Origin of the sequence: Nostoc sp. (assembly GCF_036916575.1) — a bacterium.
GTDB lineage: Bacteria > Cyanobacteriota > Cyanobacteriia > Cyanobacteriales > Nostocaceae > Nostoc.
Map to the genome: position 1 here is coordinate 39,991 of NZ_JBALGC010000087.1, position 17,041 is coordinate 57,031.

Sequence of the window (17,041 nt, forward strand, 5' to 3'; positions counted from 1 at the left end):
CAAGAAACTAACTACTTCCAAAACTACTATTACGGCATCTATTACATCTTAATAACGTTTCACCCTGCCCAGTACAAGCTCCACAGTGAGGGCAAATTATACGAATCCTCCCCGACTCTGGTGTTTCATCAGAACTGCACAATGCCGAAAGTAAGTCACGTCCTAGCAGTTGCTCTCTAGCCATCGCTTTCACAGCATAGGAACCTTTAGTTTCTATTTTAGTTTGTCGCTTTATCTTAATAGGTTCCAGCTTTGCTGTCTTACCACCACAATTCTTACAGGTTCGCCAACTCCATTTGGCTTGACAGTTAGGACAATCGCCCTCATTTTCCTTAAACTGCAAACACACTTCACTCAGGCCATAACTGCACACTGGACAATATGAAGGATGAATGCCATAAACCAAATCGACTCCTAAGGTATGAAAGCGAAATAATCTCTGGAAACGTTCAAGAGTGCTTAAATCAAGTGGACTAGCTGGCATCATACCAACGCTACGAACAAAAGCATTACCATCAAAAGTGGAAACAAAGCGTTTATAATCATCCGGACTCATAAAGTTTTCGCCGATATTCAGCATTTTTTGAATTAAGTCTGGCGTAACATCTTCACTTATTTCTCTATCTCGTGGATCTGTAGGATGTACTAAGACGACAAAAGTCTGCACTTGGTTGTTGCGATTTTGACGTTTGGAAGCATTTCCAATTGAAGAACCTTGGGACAAACCTGCATCATAGAGAGTGTCCAAAGTCTTCTTAATTTCATCTCGATCGCCAAAAAACGCTCGCGCTAATGGAATCAGTACCAGTCTAATGCGGGTTGGATGAGAACATTTATGAGTATTAGTGTTCAGATCCTCCCAGATCAACTCAATATTTATCTTGAAATTACCTGATTCGGGAGGCTGCACAACTGCTGTCCATGCTTCCCACTGGAGTGCTTGTTGAAAATTTAATTCTTCTGGAAAATTCTCTGGCTTCACTTTTGCAGTTTCAAACCCAAGCCAGTGCAAAGCCAAAAGTACGCAGCCATGAATGTAATTAGCGTAATCTGATAACAAATCTCGCTCTTTTTCTATATTCTGTTGATCGGGATTGCTAAAAAATTTGTCCAGCATTTCCCACAACTGGCGCAAACGCCGATAGTCTGCATCCATTTGCAAAATGTTAGTTGGTTTTAAAGGAGATATCACATCTGGTTTGCTAGATAAACTCTTATAAAGTACTGAGTCTAAACAACTACTGGTGTCAGAATATAGGCGGCTAATTTTATCTTTTAGTGCTTGTGCTTGCTCGTATTGCTGCAAATAGTCTTGTACGGCATCTAGATTTTGCCAAAGTGCTTTCAATCGATCTTCTCGGAAGCGATTATATCGGTATTCTGTAAATAAGTTTTCATGTAGCGTTTGTGTTTGGTAGTAGGCGCGGTCTATTTCCCGGAGTCTTTGTTCCATCCACCGCAGCAACCTTCGCACTAGAGTAGCAACCACGCGATTTTCATAGAGGTCAAGAGTTTCTTCTGGCACTTCGCTTCTAATTTGTGCCGGAGTAATGCGCGTTGCAGTGCGAGATTGCCATAATTCCGGTCGAGATGCTAAATGCTCAATTGCATCAGGCGGAATACGTCTTGCTCTGTCTATGGGCATAACTCGACGCTCTACTATTAAAGTGCGTCGGGGTTTGCTACATACTCTCAGTAAAGATGGTAAAACTTCTGCGATCGCCTCATCTAGTTCCAGGGCATTTTTGTTGGTAAGGGAATCACGAATAGTACCAGGAGAGAAAAACGGCAATTTGAGTAATTGCTCTGTTGATATAGTTGCTTCTAGCCCTTTTGCTTGGTCGGCGAAAAGTGCCAAAGCCACTCGCATTGTCTCATCCAATTGTGTTCGCAATGGCACTTCAAATTTATACCGCCCAATACTTCCAGAATCTCTACAGGCGATACGTAACGAACAGCACCCAAAAGTATCAACTGTTATGGGGAAATTACAGCTTGTTTCATTTGTGCGGATGTAAGTATTATCGTTATTATCATTGAGCATAATTTCAGTTTCGCCATCAGCAGGGGTGAAGTTAATCTGAATACGGTAGTCATCTATACTCTCTAAACGACGGCGTTCTCCCGATTGCAATGGTTCTAGGTTGCCTGTCCAACGATTGAGTAAAAAAAGATGTGCCATAATCTACCGTTTAAATTTGTTAATCTCACGTTCCAAAAGTTTTAAGGAAATCGCAGCACTTCCCAATCGCGGGTTATCAGTAAAACTTACCTCAATAATGTCTCGTACTTCCTGTAAACCAGAACGAACATTTGGATCAGTACGGTTTTGTACCTGCCAAAGTAGCTTTCTGGCGATAAAGTGGTCTAAACCTTCCCCAAGTTTTCCACCCGTCGCAGTGTATGTGGGAAGGAAGATAGAAAGTTGGTCTAGCAGGCGTTGTCCGTACCCTACTTGAAAGTACTCGTGCAATGCCGAACTAATGAGTTTAAGACAACCCTCTACAATTTCTCGATCTGTATCTCTAAAATTAGCGATCGCCTTTTGTACAGCTTGGCGAAAATCTGGGATTTTTAGATTTGCTGGTTGTGTGGTATCAAAACTTTCTTGCGGGAAAGGTTCATCTATTTGCAAAACTTGAGCGCGATCATAAACTTTACGGGTAATCTCATATGTAGATTCGTCTGTATTTGCAGTGCCAATAAACCAGACATTATCAGGGATTGGTAGCTGGACTGCACCGTTTTTCAATCTAATCCCTTTGGGAAGTTGACCTCCAGTAGGGTCGTGGTTTAGTAGTTCAATTTCTCTATCCTCTGGGCGACCTTCCATAATTGAAAGTAAATCGGCAAAATAGTATTCTACCCGTGACAGGTTCATTTCATCCAAAACTATGAAATAAGGATGATTACAGTAACGAGTTGTGCCTGCCTCATAGATTGCCCTAGAAAACTGAGACTCATTAAAAACGCGGAAGAAAGAGTTATAAGAACCAAGCAAATCAAGTTTATCTCGCCAGCTAGATTGAACTTCAATTCGGGCAAATTTACCACCAATTGCATAAGCAAAATATTCTGGCAGACTGGTTTTACCCGTACCACTCTGACCTTGAATAATAATTAGTCTGGAAGCTGCCATTGAGGCAATAAAAGCGCGAATCGTATGTTTATCATAATAATGAGCAAAATGTGAGGTTTCAGCTTCTCCCATTTCTAACTCTTGGCGGCTTGGTAAACTACCCATCCAAGCACGACTTATAGTAGCTAATTCATTTAGATTATTAACAGCAACACCATGAGGTCTGTCAGAAATATTTTCATTTTTTCTATCCATAGAAGCAAAATTACTAAACGCTTGTATTTGACTGGTTTGCAATTGACCAAGCATCCGTTTAAGTTCTTCTATTTGTTCACTCAAATACTGATTTAGTAACTTGAGAGTATCTCTCTCTTTGCGAAGTTGTTCTGTCTCCATCCTCTCTGAATGCTGCTGGCGACGGATACGTTCTAAGTCATCAACCCTCGCTTGCAAATCTCGATACTTAGCTTCAAAATCAATTGCTGCTTCGGCACGCCTCCGAAGTTCGGCTAACTCTATTTCTGATGGATATTGCTCAAATATTTTCTCATATTCTCTAAGCTTATTCTCTAGAATATTGTTATCTTCTAAAATTTTCGCTGGCGAACCTGATACAGCTTGAAGCCTATTTTTATTGCTCTCCAATTCTACCCTCAGCCGATTATTTTCATCTTGAATCACTTGAAGTTGCCGTTCAATATCTCCCTTTTCTCTTATCAACTTACTAATTGCCTCTTCTGAACAAGCATTTTCACGTTGAGTTAGTTCTTGTTCCTTATGTTGTAGTTTTTTCTTTTGCAATGCTAACCAATTGTTTTCCTCTTCTAAGTCTTCTTCTCGGCGTTCAATTTGCTTAATTTGTCTTGACAGCTTTTTATCTTCTTCTTCAAGATACCTGTCTTTATCGTCAAGTACCTTACGGAAATTTACTAATTCTTCTTCCTTCGTCTGAATTTCCTTAATTATTTGCTCTCTTGCTCGTTGTCTATGTTCATTGGCTAGAGTTTCTGCCTGTTCAATAATACTATCTGCTTGATTTTGGACATCAAGCTTTAACTTTTGAGCTTCCTTGATAATTTTTTGTGCTTCCGTTTGTGCTGCTTCTATAATTTGTTGCCGTTCTACTATAATTTCCTGTTTCTTTTCTGTTAGCCATTCCTGACGAGCCATAGCTTCTAATTCTTTAAAGCCATTAATAGCTTGCACTTTCTGTTGGGCTAATTCCTGTTCTCTTGTGGCAATCTCAGCTTCTTTTGCTGCGGTTATTTCTTTTTCTTCCTCTAACTTAAATTCCAGTTCATTGATTTTATTTTGGAGTTTATGAATATCCTGGGGCTGTGCATTAACTGTTGACACATTTTGAGGAGTCACTGCAACAGCAGCAATATTTTGAGTATTATTATTTTGAGGAGTATTTGGTTGTTGACGGTTCTGATTTGTATTTGAATTTCTAGTTCTTTTACTCATTTATACCTCCTTTGATAATTTGCTATTTATTAATCGCCATGCTTGAATAACTAACCGGACAATTTGATATGTTTTTGTTACTAAATCCTCAACTAAAATGATTGGTTCGTTGTGGCTGCCACCAGCATGAGCGCCAATTGTGTTGCGGATATGGGCAATTTTTTCTATGTCTGCTAAAAAATCTAAATGTTTTTTAAGTAAATATTCCAAAATAGTGCGATGTAAGCTGTTACGCCGACTTGCTGATAGTAAAAATGTCACGAGATATGGTCGTAAAGAGTCTTTACCACCATCAAGAACATTACGGATTGCTCCTAACTTTATAAATAAAATCCGCTCTGGTATTTCGCTTCCACCGCAGGCAACAACTGTATCTTTTAAACATTGTTGCAATGTATCCCTACTTTTATATGGTTCCCAGATATTTGTAGGAATTGTATCTAGTTGCAGTAAAGTAAACATTAACTGCTCTAAAACCCTTTGCGATCGCGTAATACTTGTGTCTGTCTCATCGAAACCACGTCCTAGAAGGGTACGCGATTGTTCTAAGCGTTCCAATTCTTTCCAAACTTGCTGCCAAACTTTGTCCGGCACAGAGCCGACTTCAAATATTATTTTGTCGTAGGCTTCCCTTGCTAAACCGATCGGCTCAATTTCTCCAGGTTGCTTGCGTTTCCACGCTTCACGGCTCTCGGACTGCAAATGCTCTACAATTTTCTTGCCTTCTTCACACTGGGATGTGGCAAAGTTCAATAGACGTACCCAACGAAAACCATCTGGAAGCCCAAAAGGACAGCGTAGAGAAAATTGACCATCGGATGTTCCCTCAACAATGCAAGAAACTAGCAAATAAAACTGTTGCGGTCGTTTACTTAACAGACGCACACCAAAATTTTCTGTTTGCTCTACCTTTGTGTTATTGCTTTGCGTCAGAGTATCTGCTTTACTGATTTCAGTAAAACCATAGGCATCAGAAACAGCATTATTTGCTTCTGTATTCAAGCCATCAGCCTGAATTCGTTTTAACAGCCGACGCTGAGTTTTGATTGCCGATGTCACATCAGCAGCGTTGGGTGTAGGTAGTGTTTGCCGTATCCACGGAAGTTGAAAAGCTTGGGAGACATCTGAACGACTAGAGTCAGCATAGCGTAAGCTTTTAGTGTAAAACCAACTTAGAAGTTCACCGGCTGTTGCGTCCTGAAAAATCCAGCCATATTCTGTTTTCTCTTCATCCTCTTTTCCATCTTGCTGAAGAATTTTCTCTCCTTTATCAGTCAAGCGAGCTTTTCTGTCAATATAGCCCTGATTTTCTAGCTGTAACATCACATTAAAAAGAGAATCTTTGTGCTGTCCCAACATTTGTGCTTGATCCTGGTGGCGCGTTACCCCAGCATGGGTTAGCCGTAGTGAAGTTAGCTGCAAAAAGTCTAATTTGCGCTCTGTTACTTGTGGGGCAGCGATTCTCCAACCATAAACAGGCCATAATATGTTTTGCTGTTGATCAGTGTGCGCCTGCTGCTGGGCAAACAAAAGAATATTTATAGGTTTTGCATCTGATACTTGATTGCTTGGTAACAGTATCAGTTCGTCAGGTAAAGATTCATCATCATCAAACAGCAATTCATCATCAAAATCAGACATCTGCATAGCCCTGCTCACTTCGACACAAATCAACAAAAGCTTTTAAGCTGTTAGAGTAAGGTGTGCCATCAGGACGCAAAGACGCAACACAAGCAGAGTCTCCTACTCCAATTAGTACGCAACGGGCGCGGCTAAATGCAACACATAGCCGATTTGGAAGTGCTGTGAAACCAAGACGCTTTTCAATAGATACCTCCTGATTGCTGCGAACGGTGGAAAGATAAACTACATCATATTCCCGTCCTTGGAAAGCATCGACCGTTCCCACCCGCACCCGACGCTGTAAATGTTCTGGCAACCCGTGGCGAAGGTCTGCGATCGCGTCTTTGATTGCTTCTTCCTGGGCTGAGTAAAATGCAATCACCCCAACCATTCCCGTTGGTTTACTTGGGTCGAAATTAGGGTATTTTTCCGCTATGGGGGAAAGTACACGACGCAGTTCGCACATAATCCGGTCAACTTCCGCAGCACGCTGCCAGCTACGATTGCCAGCACGAGTTTCACTCCCAATACTTTTAGGCACATCTAACCAAGCAATGGGTTTTAGATTATACTCACCTGTATAATTCGGTCGTGATTCTGGCTTGACAAAACTAGAGTTAAGGGGGCTTTCAGGATAAAAGCGATCGCTGACAAATTGCCCAATCGTCGGATGCATTCGGAACTGATCCGTTAGTTGGGCAGTCCGCTCAATACCATCGATAGCTGTTTGTTTGGGCAGTGATTCCCAAAGTCTTTCAAATAGACTTTTACCATATATATCCTTTAGCTTTTCATCCCCCTCCTTAGCCAAACTCTGCTCAATTTCCCTTTCTAAAACGTGAGGAAGTTGTTTGTGGTCGCCAACGAGGATAACCCGCCGTCCCTTTACCATTGGTATTAATAAATCAAGGGGATTTGCCCTTGCGGCTTCATCGACCACAACTAAGTTAAAAGTCCGGTTAGCCATTCCCAAATATTTTGAGTCTGCTTGTCCGCAACTGGTAGCTTGAATTGGTGAATATTTTCCAATCACTTCTCTGACATGGGCTGGATCTTCTTCTAAATAGCGCACAAATAACTCCAGCGCTTCTTGCTGTCCTTCTACACTTTGGTCGCGGGCCACTTCAACTTCCTCAATCGCAGCTAGCAGGCATTGCTCAATTTCTCGATCAGACACATCTTGTTCGGCGATCGGGGCGGTAAAGGGAATCTCCAGTAGTTGTTGGCGAATACTAATACAAGCATTCTGCAAGGATATCCAGGGTTCCCGATAAGCTGTATTTTCTTCTGTCCAAGCAGCAGTAACTTCCACAGCTTCAATAATATCGGGTGAAAGATTATCAAGATAAGGCTCCAAAAAGCGTCTCAATCTCCGAGCCTGTCGATTGCCATCATCTTTAAAATTTTCTTCTGCTGTACACTGCTGATTTAATCTGCGTTCTAGTTCCTCCCTATCTTCGGCATCTTCAATCACTGGCTTGGGCTGAGTCTGCACTGTTGGAACAGTAGCCGCAAGACGGTCTAATTCGGCTATTCGCTGGACAGATAAAAACTGTTCTGCCGCATTGCGAAAAGCTAAAATAATTTCACGGGTTCCTTCCCTTCCTCCTGCTGAAGTGCGCCAATGGGAGAGGCTACCTTTGAGTTGGTCGATGAGGGTGCGAGTTGCAGAAAGTTCGTTCTTTAAGTGCGATCGCACAACCTTAATAACTTGATCGCCCCACGCCTGAATTACCTCGGCTCCTCGATCTTCACCTTTTTTGCCTCCAAGTCGGTCAACAGGAAGTCCTGAAAGGCTCATGCCTGCGATCGCATTATCCACTGCCTCATGCTGCAAACTCGTGACCAAAACTGTTTCTAACCCATCATTAGTATTACGCCCTTCATTAAGCATGGTCAGTAATGCCTGAATCACCCTTGTCTTCCCTGTTCCTGGCGGCCCCTGAATAACGGCAATATCTGGTGTAGACAGTGCAATGCGTAACGCCTTTTCCTGATCTGGCGTTGGCCCGGTTTCCCCAAACATCTTGCGGGCTGGTTTTGTAATTATCTTTTTTTGGCGAGGAATTGCCCGTTCAAAGGTTTTTCCCTCAAAAATTAAGCCTAAATAAGGCAAGCCAGCGCGTGCAGATTCCAAGGTCTTGAGCGCATGATCACGTTTTTTGAGTTTCGACTCCTCCAAAGCCATAGAAGGAGAAATTATTCCATTACTGGGTGGCTCGTTATCGCTTTCCCAAACAACTGTGAGGCGCTTATTTTTCTGGTCACAATCCACTGCTAATCCTTCTGGTTTACCTCCATCACTTTGCATTATTACTGGCAGTCCATCACCAGAAATATGCTCAACCCAAGGCTTAAGGTTGGCTGATGCTTCTAAGTTAAAAATTAGTAAAGTTTTACTACTGTCATCAGATTTAAGTTTTGGTCTGCCTTGATAGCGTAAAGGTGGCAAAGATCCAAAACGCTCTTCTAAAATTCTTCCTTCTTCTGAGTTGTAATGCTTCCAACTGGCAATCCAACTATTATTTTCTCTAACAGCTTTGTCAAGGGCTGCAATTGCTGCCGAATATATAGTACTAGCGGCTGTTTTGTCGCAGAACTCTAACGATTGGCGCATTAAAAATATAGGGCTGCGATCAAGATTTTGCCCGCGATGTTTAACAATTCGTTTTGCTAGCAGTTGTTGCTTATCATCAGTAAAAGTCAAATCAAGAGCGAGATCAGCCCCAACCACAGTAAATCCCCGTTCCAAATCTGGATCGCTAGCACCGGAATTAACAAACCAATAGCCAAATTTATCAAGCAAAAACTCCCGTTCCAAACAGCGTTTCGCATCTTTAAACGTCTTTACTTTAGACCACTGGCGCATCACAACTGTCTCGATAAATTCGTCAGTCAGCGCCACTTGCAACTGTACGGGAATTTCAGCTTCTGGGAGAGTAAAAGCTTGTCCTTTAATTTCAACTTCCTGGGCTGCTGCTTTCATAATGCAACCAAGTATACTAACCTGCCCTGATTGCAATTCCCACATTAATACCTTGGCATCAGCAGAGTTTGGCTCAACTTCGATTACCAAATCGGAATCATTACTGTTGGGAGCTTCAAAGCCAAGAATACCTTCATCAATTCGTTGTAATTCAACTATTTTATCTTCCCACTCTGACTGTGCCGCACTTCTTTGCAGCAAAAAACGTCCGCTTACCTCTTTGCCAAATTTCAAGTCAAATAATTTCATCCTTGACCTCCCATGTGTGGGTAAGGATTACGCACCTTTGCTCTAATACCAGATGGAAAGAGAATTACCGTTTGATTGGATAGCCACACATAATTACCAGGAGGACAGGTATGTTTGTTTCCGGCAGCATCTTTAGTTTCCCAAGTATTTTGACTCCAATTTTTAATCCCAAAAATTGACTCATTATTACTATTCCGTTTTGCCCCAAATTGTCCGGCATCGCCAGTTGCTTCTGGGTCGCCATTCACCAAGCGGTTAGGAAGTATCCTCTGTTCTTTATCTAAAACTAGCCGATGGGCTTTTTTATTTCTGATCAATTCCTTGCGCTCGTCTCCGTCTAAGTTATCAATAGCTGGATCGACATCAAAGAAACCAAGTTCAATTGGGCGATCGCTTGTTTGTCCGCACCAGTCACAAACGAAGGGAGTACCTCGCATTTCTGGTAAATAGGTAGTAGCACCACATTTGGGGCAAAGTGTGGTTTGATCCGCAGCTTCCAACAAAGCAATTAGCCATTCTTCTGGCGATGGTCGCGCCCAAGGGTCTGCTACACCGTTTTCAAAAGCTCGGCGGCTTAAGTCTCTGAGTTTCCTAGTTAACACGCGACCTAATGGTAAACCTACAGATGAGCGATTTTGTTCGTTGTCTCTGGAGTCTATAAAAGGCAGTTCTCCCCGGTAAGCCATTTCCTCTAATTCCGGCTCACCTTCGAGGACTTCATCTCCAAAAAAGGGATGATTTAGCACTAACAGATGAAAAATTGCCACCGCCAAAGACCAGCGATCGCACATGTGATCAGGAAAACGAGACTCTTTCAAAATTTCTGGGGCAATAAACCCAGGACTGCCCATAACTTCAGCAAACGATGTGCCTGGAACAATCAAGTTGTCCGCATCGATAAGTTTAATAAAAGTTTGCTTGGGGTCTGATGATACTAGGACGTTTTGCCAAGATAAATCCACGTAACAAAGACCATTGAGATGGATTTGCTGTATGGTTCTGGCTAATTGAGCAGCAATCCTTAAGCGACGGCGCAATCCTCCTGTAGCAACGTGCCAATTAGTAGTAAGTATTTTGGGATAAACTAATTCCACCAATGGAATGCTGTCATTAACCCGATCCATCACATAGCCTAAGTAAGGCTCATCTAAAACAGCACGAGGCAACACCAAGGCATCAACCTCTAAATTGCGGCGGATCAAAATACGCAGATGTTTATGAAAATCTGCTGAACTAAAGTCAGGCGGTTTGCGGACTTTTACAAGGATACTTTCATTCTCACTCGTATATATTGCTCCTTGCATTCCTTGATTTAGTTGTGCAACTAATTTATAGCGTCGTCCTTCTGTGTCTCGAACAACTGCACCTGGTTTTGGAAAAGAGAATTTAGGCACTTTGATCCTTTCGGTTTAATCAAACGGCAAATCATCGTCATCATCATTCAACAAATGTAGTGGTGAATTGCTGGTAGAGTTTGGATTTTGAGCTACCGAACGCGCCATAACCGACATACTGACAACCCGGAAAAAGTCCATCAGCTTGCTAACCGCTGTTGCACGCACGACCGGAATTTCTGGATGATTTACGAAACGCTTGAGGACATCAAAGTCACAATCATCACCAATACCCACAGCTAAACGCACTGCACGTTTACCTCTATCGGAATCCAAAAGCTTTTGTAATGGTTCTTTCCAATCATCATTTGGTTGACCATCGCTAACTAACACGAGAGTGGGAAGATAAGAGCGTTCTGGCATTTGTTGCTTATCCTGCAACAGTTGTAAAGCAATATTGAAAGCGGCTCCCATCGCAGTTGTCCCACCAGCAGCCAAAGTAGGTATTTTAACGTTCTCTACAGGGGTTAAGCTGAGAATTTGTTGAGCATTGCTGGCGAATGTAATTATGCCAGTATGGATCTGAGAACGGGTATCATGCACAGTCTGAAACTTTTGGTGCATTTCTACCAGTGCAGCATTCAAGGTAATAATTTTTTCGCCTTCCATACTGGTACTGACATCAGCAAGCACAATTACTGGTAGTGGTCGCCTCGGTGGTAGAAATTGATTAGGGTTGATTTGCATTTTGTGCTGATGGCAATAAGAATCTGTGACACTTTGTTTTAGTATTCCCATGCCTTGTCACAAAATTAATATTATGTTAATTACATATAAAAACTGGTAGAAGGTCTAACTTCACTAATCGTTATCGATAAGAATACCAACGTAACAGCAAAATAACTGCGATCCTTCCTACCCAGACTTTTGTATTCCGAAAAATTCACCTGATCTCAATTGTTTCAATATCACTCAAAGAAGCAACCATAACTCGTTGGGTGAGAAAGTATAAAGATGAAGGAACAAGGGGCTTGCTTGAGGTCAAACAAGCGCCCGGAAACATTCCTCTCATCAGTGGTTCAGACTTAGAAAGTTTGAAAAAGCGGTTGTAGGAATCCTCCGGGTTTCAAAGCTATTGTCAAATTCAACAATGGATTAAGAGCGAATTAGGGCTTTTAGTTGCCTAGAAAACAGTTATTTTATTTTTTTAATTAACTCATTTACTTGGTTGCTTAAAACCGCACTTTCCTGTGTCGTTAATACTTTGTCAAATACTCCAAGCTCTTTGTAAAGTTTCTTTTTTTTCTGCCAATTTTCGTTGTATTGCTCGTTACCTAAAAGCCCAAGGTGTTCCCAATACCAAACATTGCCATTATGTCTTATTGTGAAGTCAGGTTCTTTCCATTGATGTTCATTATAAAAAAGTTTTTCTTCATATTGAAAATTAATATTTGAACGATAAAGAATATTTGCAATTATCACTTCTGATTTTGAACGAACCAAAATACCATTTTCAGTCTGATGTATTTTATTCAGTGAATGTTTACTTACACCTAAATATCTTCCAATCTCTTGGTGCATTGAGATTGAACTGTCAAAATTGTCAAGGAGATAAACGAGATAGTCTAAAAGATTGTGTTTATACTCTCTTTTGCTTGCAGTTTCATTACTAATTGTTTCAAGTTGTTCATCAGTAAGATATTCTTCTGTTGCTTCAATGATTAAGCATTTGTCAAGATTTTTGGCTAATTTTGCTTCATCGTCAACTAATGCTTTATATGTGATGTTGAAAAAATCTCTACAAGTAAGTTTTGAGAAGTCGGGTTTTAACAATACAGGAATAACCATTCCCGTTCTTGAAGAATCAATTATTGACTTCAATATAGAGTTTGAGTTAGTTTTTAAAACCTTTAAACCTGTAAAGCCTTTGCCTTCTATCGTAATTGCACCGCAATTCAAAAAGTAAGATAGAGCCGATTGTAACTCTTCTTCTGCAAAATATTGCAAAGTCTTTTTACCAACTTCATTGTTAGTTGCCTTTTTGAACAATTCTTTTATTTGATCACCTTGATGAAATGATTTGTCAACAAAGTGTGTTTTTTTTACTTGAACGTTTTTGTTAGAATAAAGCATATAAGAAGTAGCACCATTTTGGTCTCTTCCTGAACGCCCAATTTCTTGATAATACTGCTCAATAGATTCGGGTATCATAAAATGAATTACCACTCGAATATTGGGAATGTCAATACCCATTCCAAAGGCATTTGTTGCAAAAACTAAATTGGTTGAACCGTCTCTAAATGCGCTGATAACACTTTGCCGTTCGGAGCCACTCATATCTCCATGAAAAGACAGTGCCTTTAGCCCCTTTTGATTTGCAGCTTCACACAAATCTTCCACACCACCTTTGTGGTATTTACGATATAAATAAACCAATACTTTCTCGTTGGAGTGGTTATCTATTATTTCCCAAAGACGTTCCTTATTTTCTTCTTCGTTTGATAGCTTCTCAACTTTAAAATCAATATCGAATCTTAACAATACATCATCTTTGAGAATGGAATCTTTCTTAATTTTAAAATCAGTAGTAATATCAATAAGCTCTTTTGGATTGATTGTGCCTGTTAAACCTAAAATTGTCGGCCATTGGTCTAAAAAGACTGAATTAAGAAAAGCTGGTATATGCTTGTAAAATGGTCGGAAATCAAATCCCCATTGGCTTATACAATGGACTTCATCAATAACGACTAATTTAATTTGATTTTTCTGCAATAAAATACAGTATTCAAAAAAACCGTCTGTCGCCATTCTTTCTGGACTGGCAAAAATGAAATCAGGATTAGATTCTCCTTTAGCAAATTTTTTTAACTGCTTCATTTGTTCTGAAGCTCCCATACCACTATGAATAGCTAAGACTTCAAAACCTTCTTTTCTGAGTTTTTTTGCCTGTTCGTCAATAAGTGCTATCAATGGTGAAACAACTAAACAAGTTCCTTTTAGTGCTTTTGCAGTAACCCAATAAATGAGGGATTTCCCACCACCTGTTGGCATGACTGCTAATGTTGAACCATTGTCTATAAGATGGTTAATTACTTTCTCTTGAAATGGCTTTAAAAAAAATACACCTGCCAAAGCAGGAAACTCTTTCTCAAAAACTTCTTTTGCTTTATTATTCATAATGATAGCTTTTTGCTTTCTCCTTTAAATCGTCAATTTCAGGTTGATGACTTCTTGCAATAAATGAGAGAAAGCTATCTAGTGGAACAAATCTATATTCAATGGGTAGGCTTACTCCATGCTTTGCATAAAGCTCTTTTAAATGCTTAAAAATTCTTATAGCGTAAAATGAAAACAAGGCATAAGGATAAAAATAATTTTGCTGGGTTGTTCCTTCACTCGCATTTATCATAAGAAACTGAGAGTCTTCTTTACAACCAAACCTTTTCTTACTGCTTAAATAATATAATGCCCAAACAGCTTCTCTGCTTCTATTTGGATACATTTCAGGAAAAAGCTTGTAAATGAAATGACTTTTAATTCCCCCGCCAATTACTCCGTAAGCTGTGTAGGCTTCTCCATCCAACTCATAATATCCCAAATCATAACATGTCTCAATTTCTTCAAATTCATTTTCTTCATACCACTCATTACGCCATTGATTTGCTAATTGAACAAGGTTAGATACTACTTCAAATAATTGTCCTGCTTGCGCGGTGTTGAATGCTGCACGGAACTTATCAAGTTCCTTAGCTTGTTTGTTTTGCAGTGTTTTCCTGATAATAGGAATGTTATTTCTTAAAACTGTATTTTTAAAGGAGTTAACATCTTTTTTATATTCTTTTTCTAGTGATTCTAAGTGAAGGATATCTTGATAATCTAGGCGTTCTTTTTCATAATGCTTGATTGATTCTTTCAAAAGCCTTTCTAGAATTTTTTTTGTGTCTTTTGGCTTGCTTTTTGGTTTGCAGGTAGAACCAAATTTTACAGCGAGCTTTTCAATTTCGCTTTCTTGTATTGAATTTCCGCCTTCTGTATCAATATATTGTTGGAAGTAAGTCGGGATAACTTGTTTCATTTCATCCCATACCTTTTCAATATGGTCTTGCTCATAACAAATTTCTTCAATGTTGTTCGGATAATACATATTCTAGATTTTGCCTTTTAGTTAGCGGGACTTGAACAAAAAAGACCCGTTAGTTGTTTTATGGTTACACGGGTCATTGTCTACACTTGTCTGTAACGTTTGTGTATAATCATTATGTTTATATTTTTCTAGTGGAATCAAAACCCGTATTCTTAGTGTTCCCACAAACTGAGCAAATATAACACCCGCTGCAAACGTTAAGTTGATAAGCAAAAGTATTGGGTTACTTCTTTGAACAAAAAATACTATAATTGCAGGATTTTTTATTTTTTGATTCAGTTCGTAACCACATTATCTGCAATGGTAATGCGGTTAAATTATTTTATTTCAAGGAATATAGCTTTTTCGCAATAATATTATTCCATTAACTGTTCACAATGACAGTTTTACCTTCATTGATTAACTCGATTAAAATAAATATTTTCTTTATTGAAAAATAACAACATTCCATGTGGATTATTTAAAGATACATCTTTATTACTATTGTGATTATGCAACTCATTCCCTTGTAAATCCTGACTTGAATGTGAGTACACATCAGTTCCAACAAGCTGATACCCTTGATTATTTAAATAACCAACTAATTTATCAGGCATGACATGAGACGCGCCGTAACTTGGTAACAAATTATGTTCAATTTTATCCTGATCTAAAATATTTAATTGCACAACACCTGTACGACAAAATATATCAAAATCAATCGGCTCGACTAAGCCACTTGTAGTAATTTCTATTGAATTTAATTCCGTCGCCAGTTGCTCTATACTCGCAAAATTCTGCGACCACGGGTTGCCCATTAAAAATAGCCGTATCGATATTGCCTCTGGCTGCACCTTCACGATATCAAGTAATGTTGTTGTAACCGCATGTGGTTGTAAGTAATCTAATACTCCATGAACCGAAACTAGCCGCAGGCTATTTGGAGCGTAAAGTTTTGTCAGTTCTAGTTCTGCTAGATTGCGATCGCAAAAATAATTTAACTGTATGTCTGGGTATGGGCTGCGTAAAGTTAAAAACTTTTCTGGCGGATTAGTAGCAATGTCGTAACAGTCGATTGTCGGAAGTTGGTAGCGCGTCAAGTCAACTCCCTCAAAACCAAAAAAAACTTCACGTTCGGCAAAACCTGCACCCAAGATAGCTGCACTATCACCATTACCTGAAAGAATCGCTTCCCAAGTCAGGGGATAAACATTGGGGGTAAGTTCTAAAAGCCTAGCTCGACTAATTTCTAAGATATTGCCACTGCCCTTATTTTCTAGGAATCTTACTGCCATAAAACCTCGCTATATTATGAAATAACCTTGGGACGACTGATTAGGGTGATATCTTTACCTTCGCCCAAACGGTACACTTCTGTGCGATCGCCAACATCAATTTCAAAAAACCGATAGCTTGTAGTAAACCGCGCCCACGGTGCCAAAGGATTAATTTTTGGGAGATTGGTTGTTGCTTGGTAAGTAATTTCAAACCCCACTCCCCCATCTTGCTTGAACATCCGCAAAAAACATTCGTAGTCTCTAGCGTGCCAAAAATCAGTCGTTCGACGACGCACCACATCTTGCGAGTCAGAACTCATTGCCCGTGCTGCTGATGCGGACACGATTAATTGCAAATTGTCAGACATTCGCGTTAAGGCAAGTTTCTTGTCTGGGTTTGAGAATATTTCATCAACAATTGGTATAAGCTCAGGGTGCAAACAAGTTTCGGCAATGTAAAACCCTGAATACTTGCTGATATCATTCTCAAATTCCCGATCAACTAGTCTTTCTGAATCACAACTAACCGACTTTCGTAGGCTTGCAAAAATCAAGTCTTCGTATAACTTCTGCTGCGATGCTGGCGTTGCTGCAAGAATTTTGAATGCAGACCCACGCATCCCCTGAATTCCAATCAAAGCACAGGTACAATTGAGGGATGCCGCCCACATTGCTAAAAATTTTCGATAGTTGGTATAAAGCATTAATGCTTCCTGGTAGTCAGGAGCTTTAATTTTGAGTAGATGCTTTACTGGATTGGGTTTAATTTCCCATCCAGGCTTGCATAGTAAAGCCCATAACGCAGAAGAATCTTCAATGGCATCCATGCATTTATGCCCCAAGCTTATTAATGACAATTATTTGTCTGTCCGTTCTTGTCAAACCTCATGCGGGATATCAAAT

General features: G+C 40.0%; 10 protein-coding genes. All 10 read right to left on the reverse strand.

All coding sequences use genetic code 11. The features are described from left to right. Positions 1-7: 7 nt before the first annotated feature. A complete protein-coding gene (locus V7L29_RS18305; RefSeq protein WP_334736386.1) occupies positions 8-2,182 on the reverse strand; it encodes a DUF2357 domain-containing protein in 2,175 nt (724 codons plus the stop codon). Between the two features lie 3 nt (positions 2,183-2,185). Next, the gene (locus V7L29_RS18310; RefSeq protein ID WP_334736387.1) at positions 2,186-4,546 is read right to left on the reverse strand and encodes an AAA family ATPase; all 2,361 of its coding nucleotides are present in this window, start codon (positions 4,544-4,546) and stop codon (positions 2,186-2,188) included. After that, entirely contained in the window at positions 4,547-6,187 is a 1,641-nt protein-coding gene (locus V7L29_RS18315; protein WP_334736388.1) for a hypothetical protein, read from the reverse strand. It abuts the gene before it with no gap. After that, positions 6,180-9,404, reverse strand: coding sequence for a DEAD/DEAH box helicase (locus V7L29_RS18320; protein ID WP_334736389.1), 3,225 nt, complete (start codon positions 9,402-9,404; stop codon positions 6,180-6,182). The genes V7L29_RS18315 and V7L29_RS18320 overlap by 8 nt, the downstream gene beginning before the upstream one ends. Continuing rightward, positions 9,401-10,798, reverse strand: a complete 1,398-nt coding sequence (locus V7L29_RS18325; protein WP_334736390.1) for a protein kinase domain-containing protein — start codon at positions 10,796-10,798, stop codon at positions 9,401-9,403. Before V7L29_RS18325 ends, V7L29_RS18320 begins: the two co-directional genes overlap by 4 nt. A 15-nt stretch (positions 10,799-10,813) precedes the next feature. Beyond that, a complete protein-coding gene (locus V7L29_RS18330) occupies positions 10,814-11,536 on the reverse strand; it encodes a vWA domain-containing protein (protein ID WP_334736391.1) in 723 nt (240 codons plus the stop codon). 396 nt (positions 11,537-11,932) lie between these two features. Beyond that, positions 11,933-13,915: a RecQ family ATP-dependent DNA helicase gene (locus V7L29_RS18335; protein WP_334736392.1), complete on the reverse strand. Its 1,983-nt coding sequence runs from the start codon at positions 13,913-13,915 to the stop codon at positions 11,933-11,935. After that, entirely contained in the window at positions 13,908-14,882 is a 975-nt protein-coding gene (locus V7L29_RS18340) for a hypothetical protein (RefSeq protein ID WP_334736393.1), read from the reverse strand. Before V7L29_RS18340 ends, V7L29_RS18335 begins: the two co-directional genes overlap by 8 nt. A 392-nt stretch (positions 14,883-15,274) precedes the next feature. After that, on the reverse strand, positions 15,275-16,156 hold the full coding sequence (locus tag V7L29_RS18345) for a hypothetical protein (RefSeq protein ID WP_334736394.1): 882 nt from the start codon (positions 16,154-16,156) through the stop codon (positions 15,275-15,277). A 14-nt stretch (positions 16,157-16,170) separates the two neighbouring features. Next, a complete protein-coding gene (locus V7L29_RS18350) occupies positions 16,171-16,965 on the reverse strand; it encodes a hypothetical protein (RefSeq protein WP_334736395.1) in 795 nt (264 codons plus the stop codon). Positions 16,966-17,041 lie beyond the last annotated feature (76 nt).

Excerpts from the sequence above, each read along its gene's own strand:
- V7L29_RS18305 (WP_334736386.1), bottom strand. The coding sequence starts at position 2,182 with ATGGCACATCTTTTTTTACTCAATCGTTGGACAGGCAACCTAGAACCA.
- V7L29_RS18310 (WP_334736387.1), bottom strand. The coding sequence starts at position 4,546 with ATGAGTAAAAGAACTAGAAATTCAAATACAAATCAGAACCGTCAACAA.
- V7L29_RS18315 (WP_334736388.1), bottom strand. The coding sequence starts at position 6,187 with ATGTCTGATTTTGATGATGAATTGCTGTTTGATGATGATGAATCTTTA.
- V7L29_RS18320 (WP_334736389.1), bottom strand. The coding sequence starts at position 9,404 with ATGAAATTATTTGACTTGAAATTTGGCAAAGAGGTAAGCGGACGTTTT.
- V7L29_RS18330 (WP_334736391.1), bottom strand. The coding sequence starts at position 11,536 with ATGGGAATACTAAAACAAAGTGTCACAGATTCTTATTGCCATCAGCAC.
- V7L29_RS18335 (WP_334736392.1), bottom strand. The coding sequence starts at position 13,915 with ATGAATAATAAAGCAAAAGAAGTTTTTGAGAAAGAGTTTCCTGCTTTG.
- V7L29_RS18340 (WP_334736393.1), bottom strand. The coding sequence starts at position 14,882 with ATGTATTATCCGAACAACATTGAAGAAATTTGTTATGAGCAAGACCAT.
- V7L29_RS18345 (WP_334736394.1), bottom strand. The coding sequence starts at position 16,156 with ATGGCAGTAAGATTCCTAGAAAATAAGGGCAGTGGCAATATCTTAGAA.
- V7L29_RS18350 (WP_334736395.1), bottom strand. The coding sequence starts at position 16,965 with ATGGATGCCATTGAAGATTCTTCTGCGTTATGGGCTTTACTATGCAAG.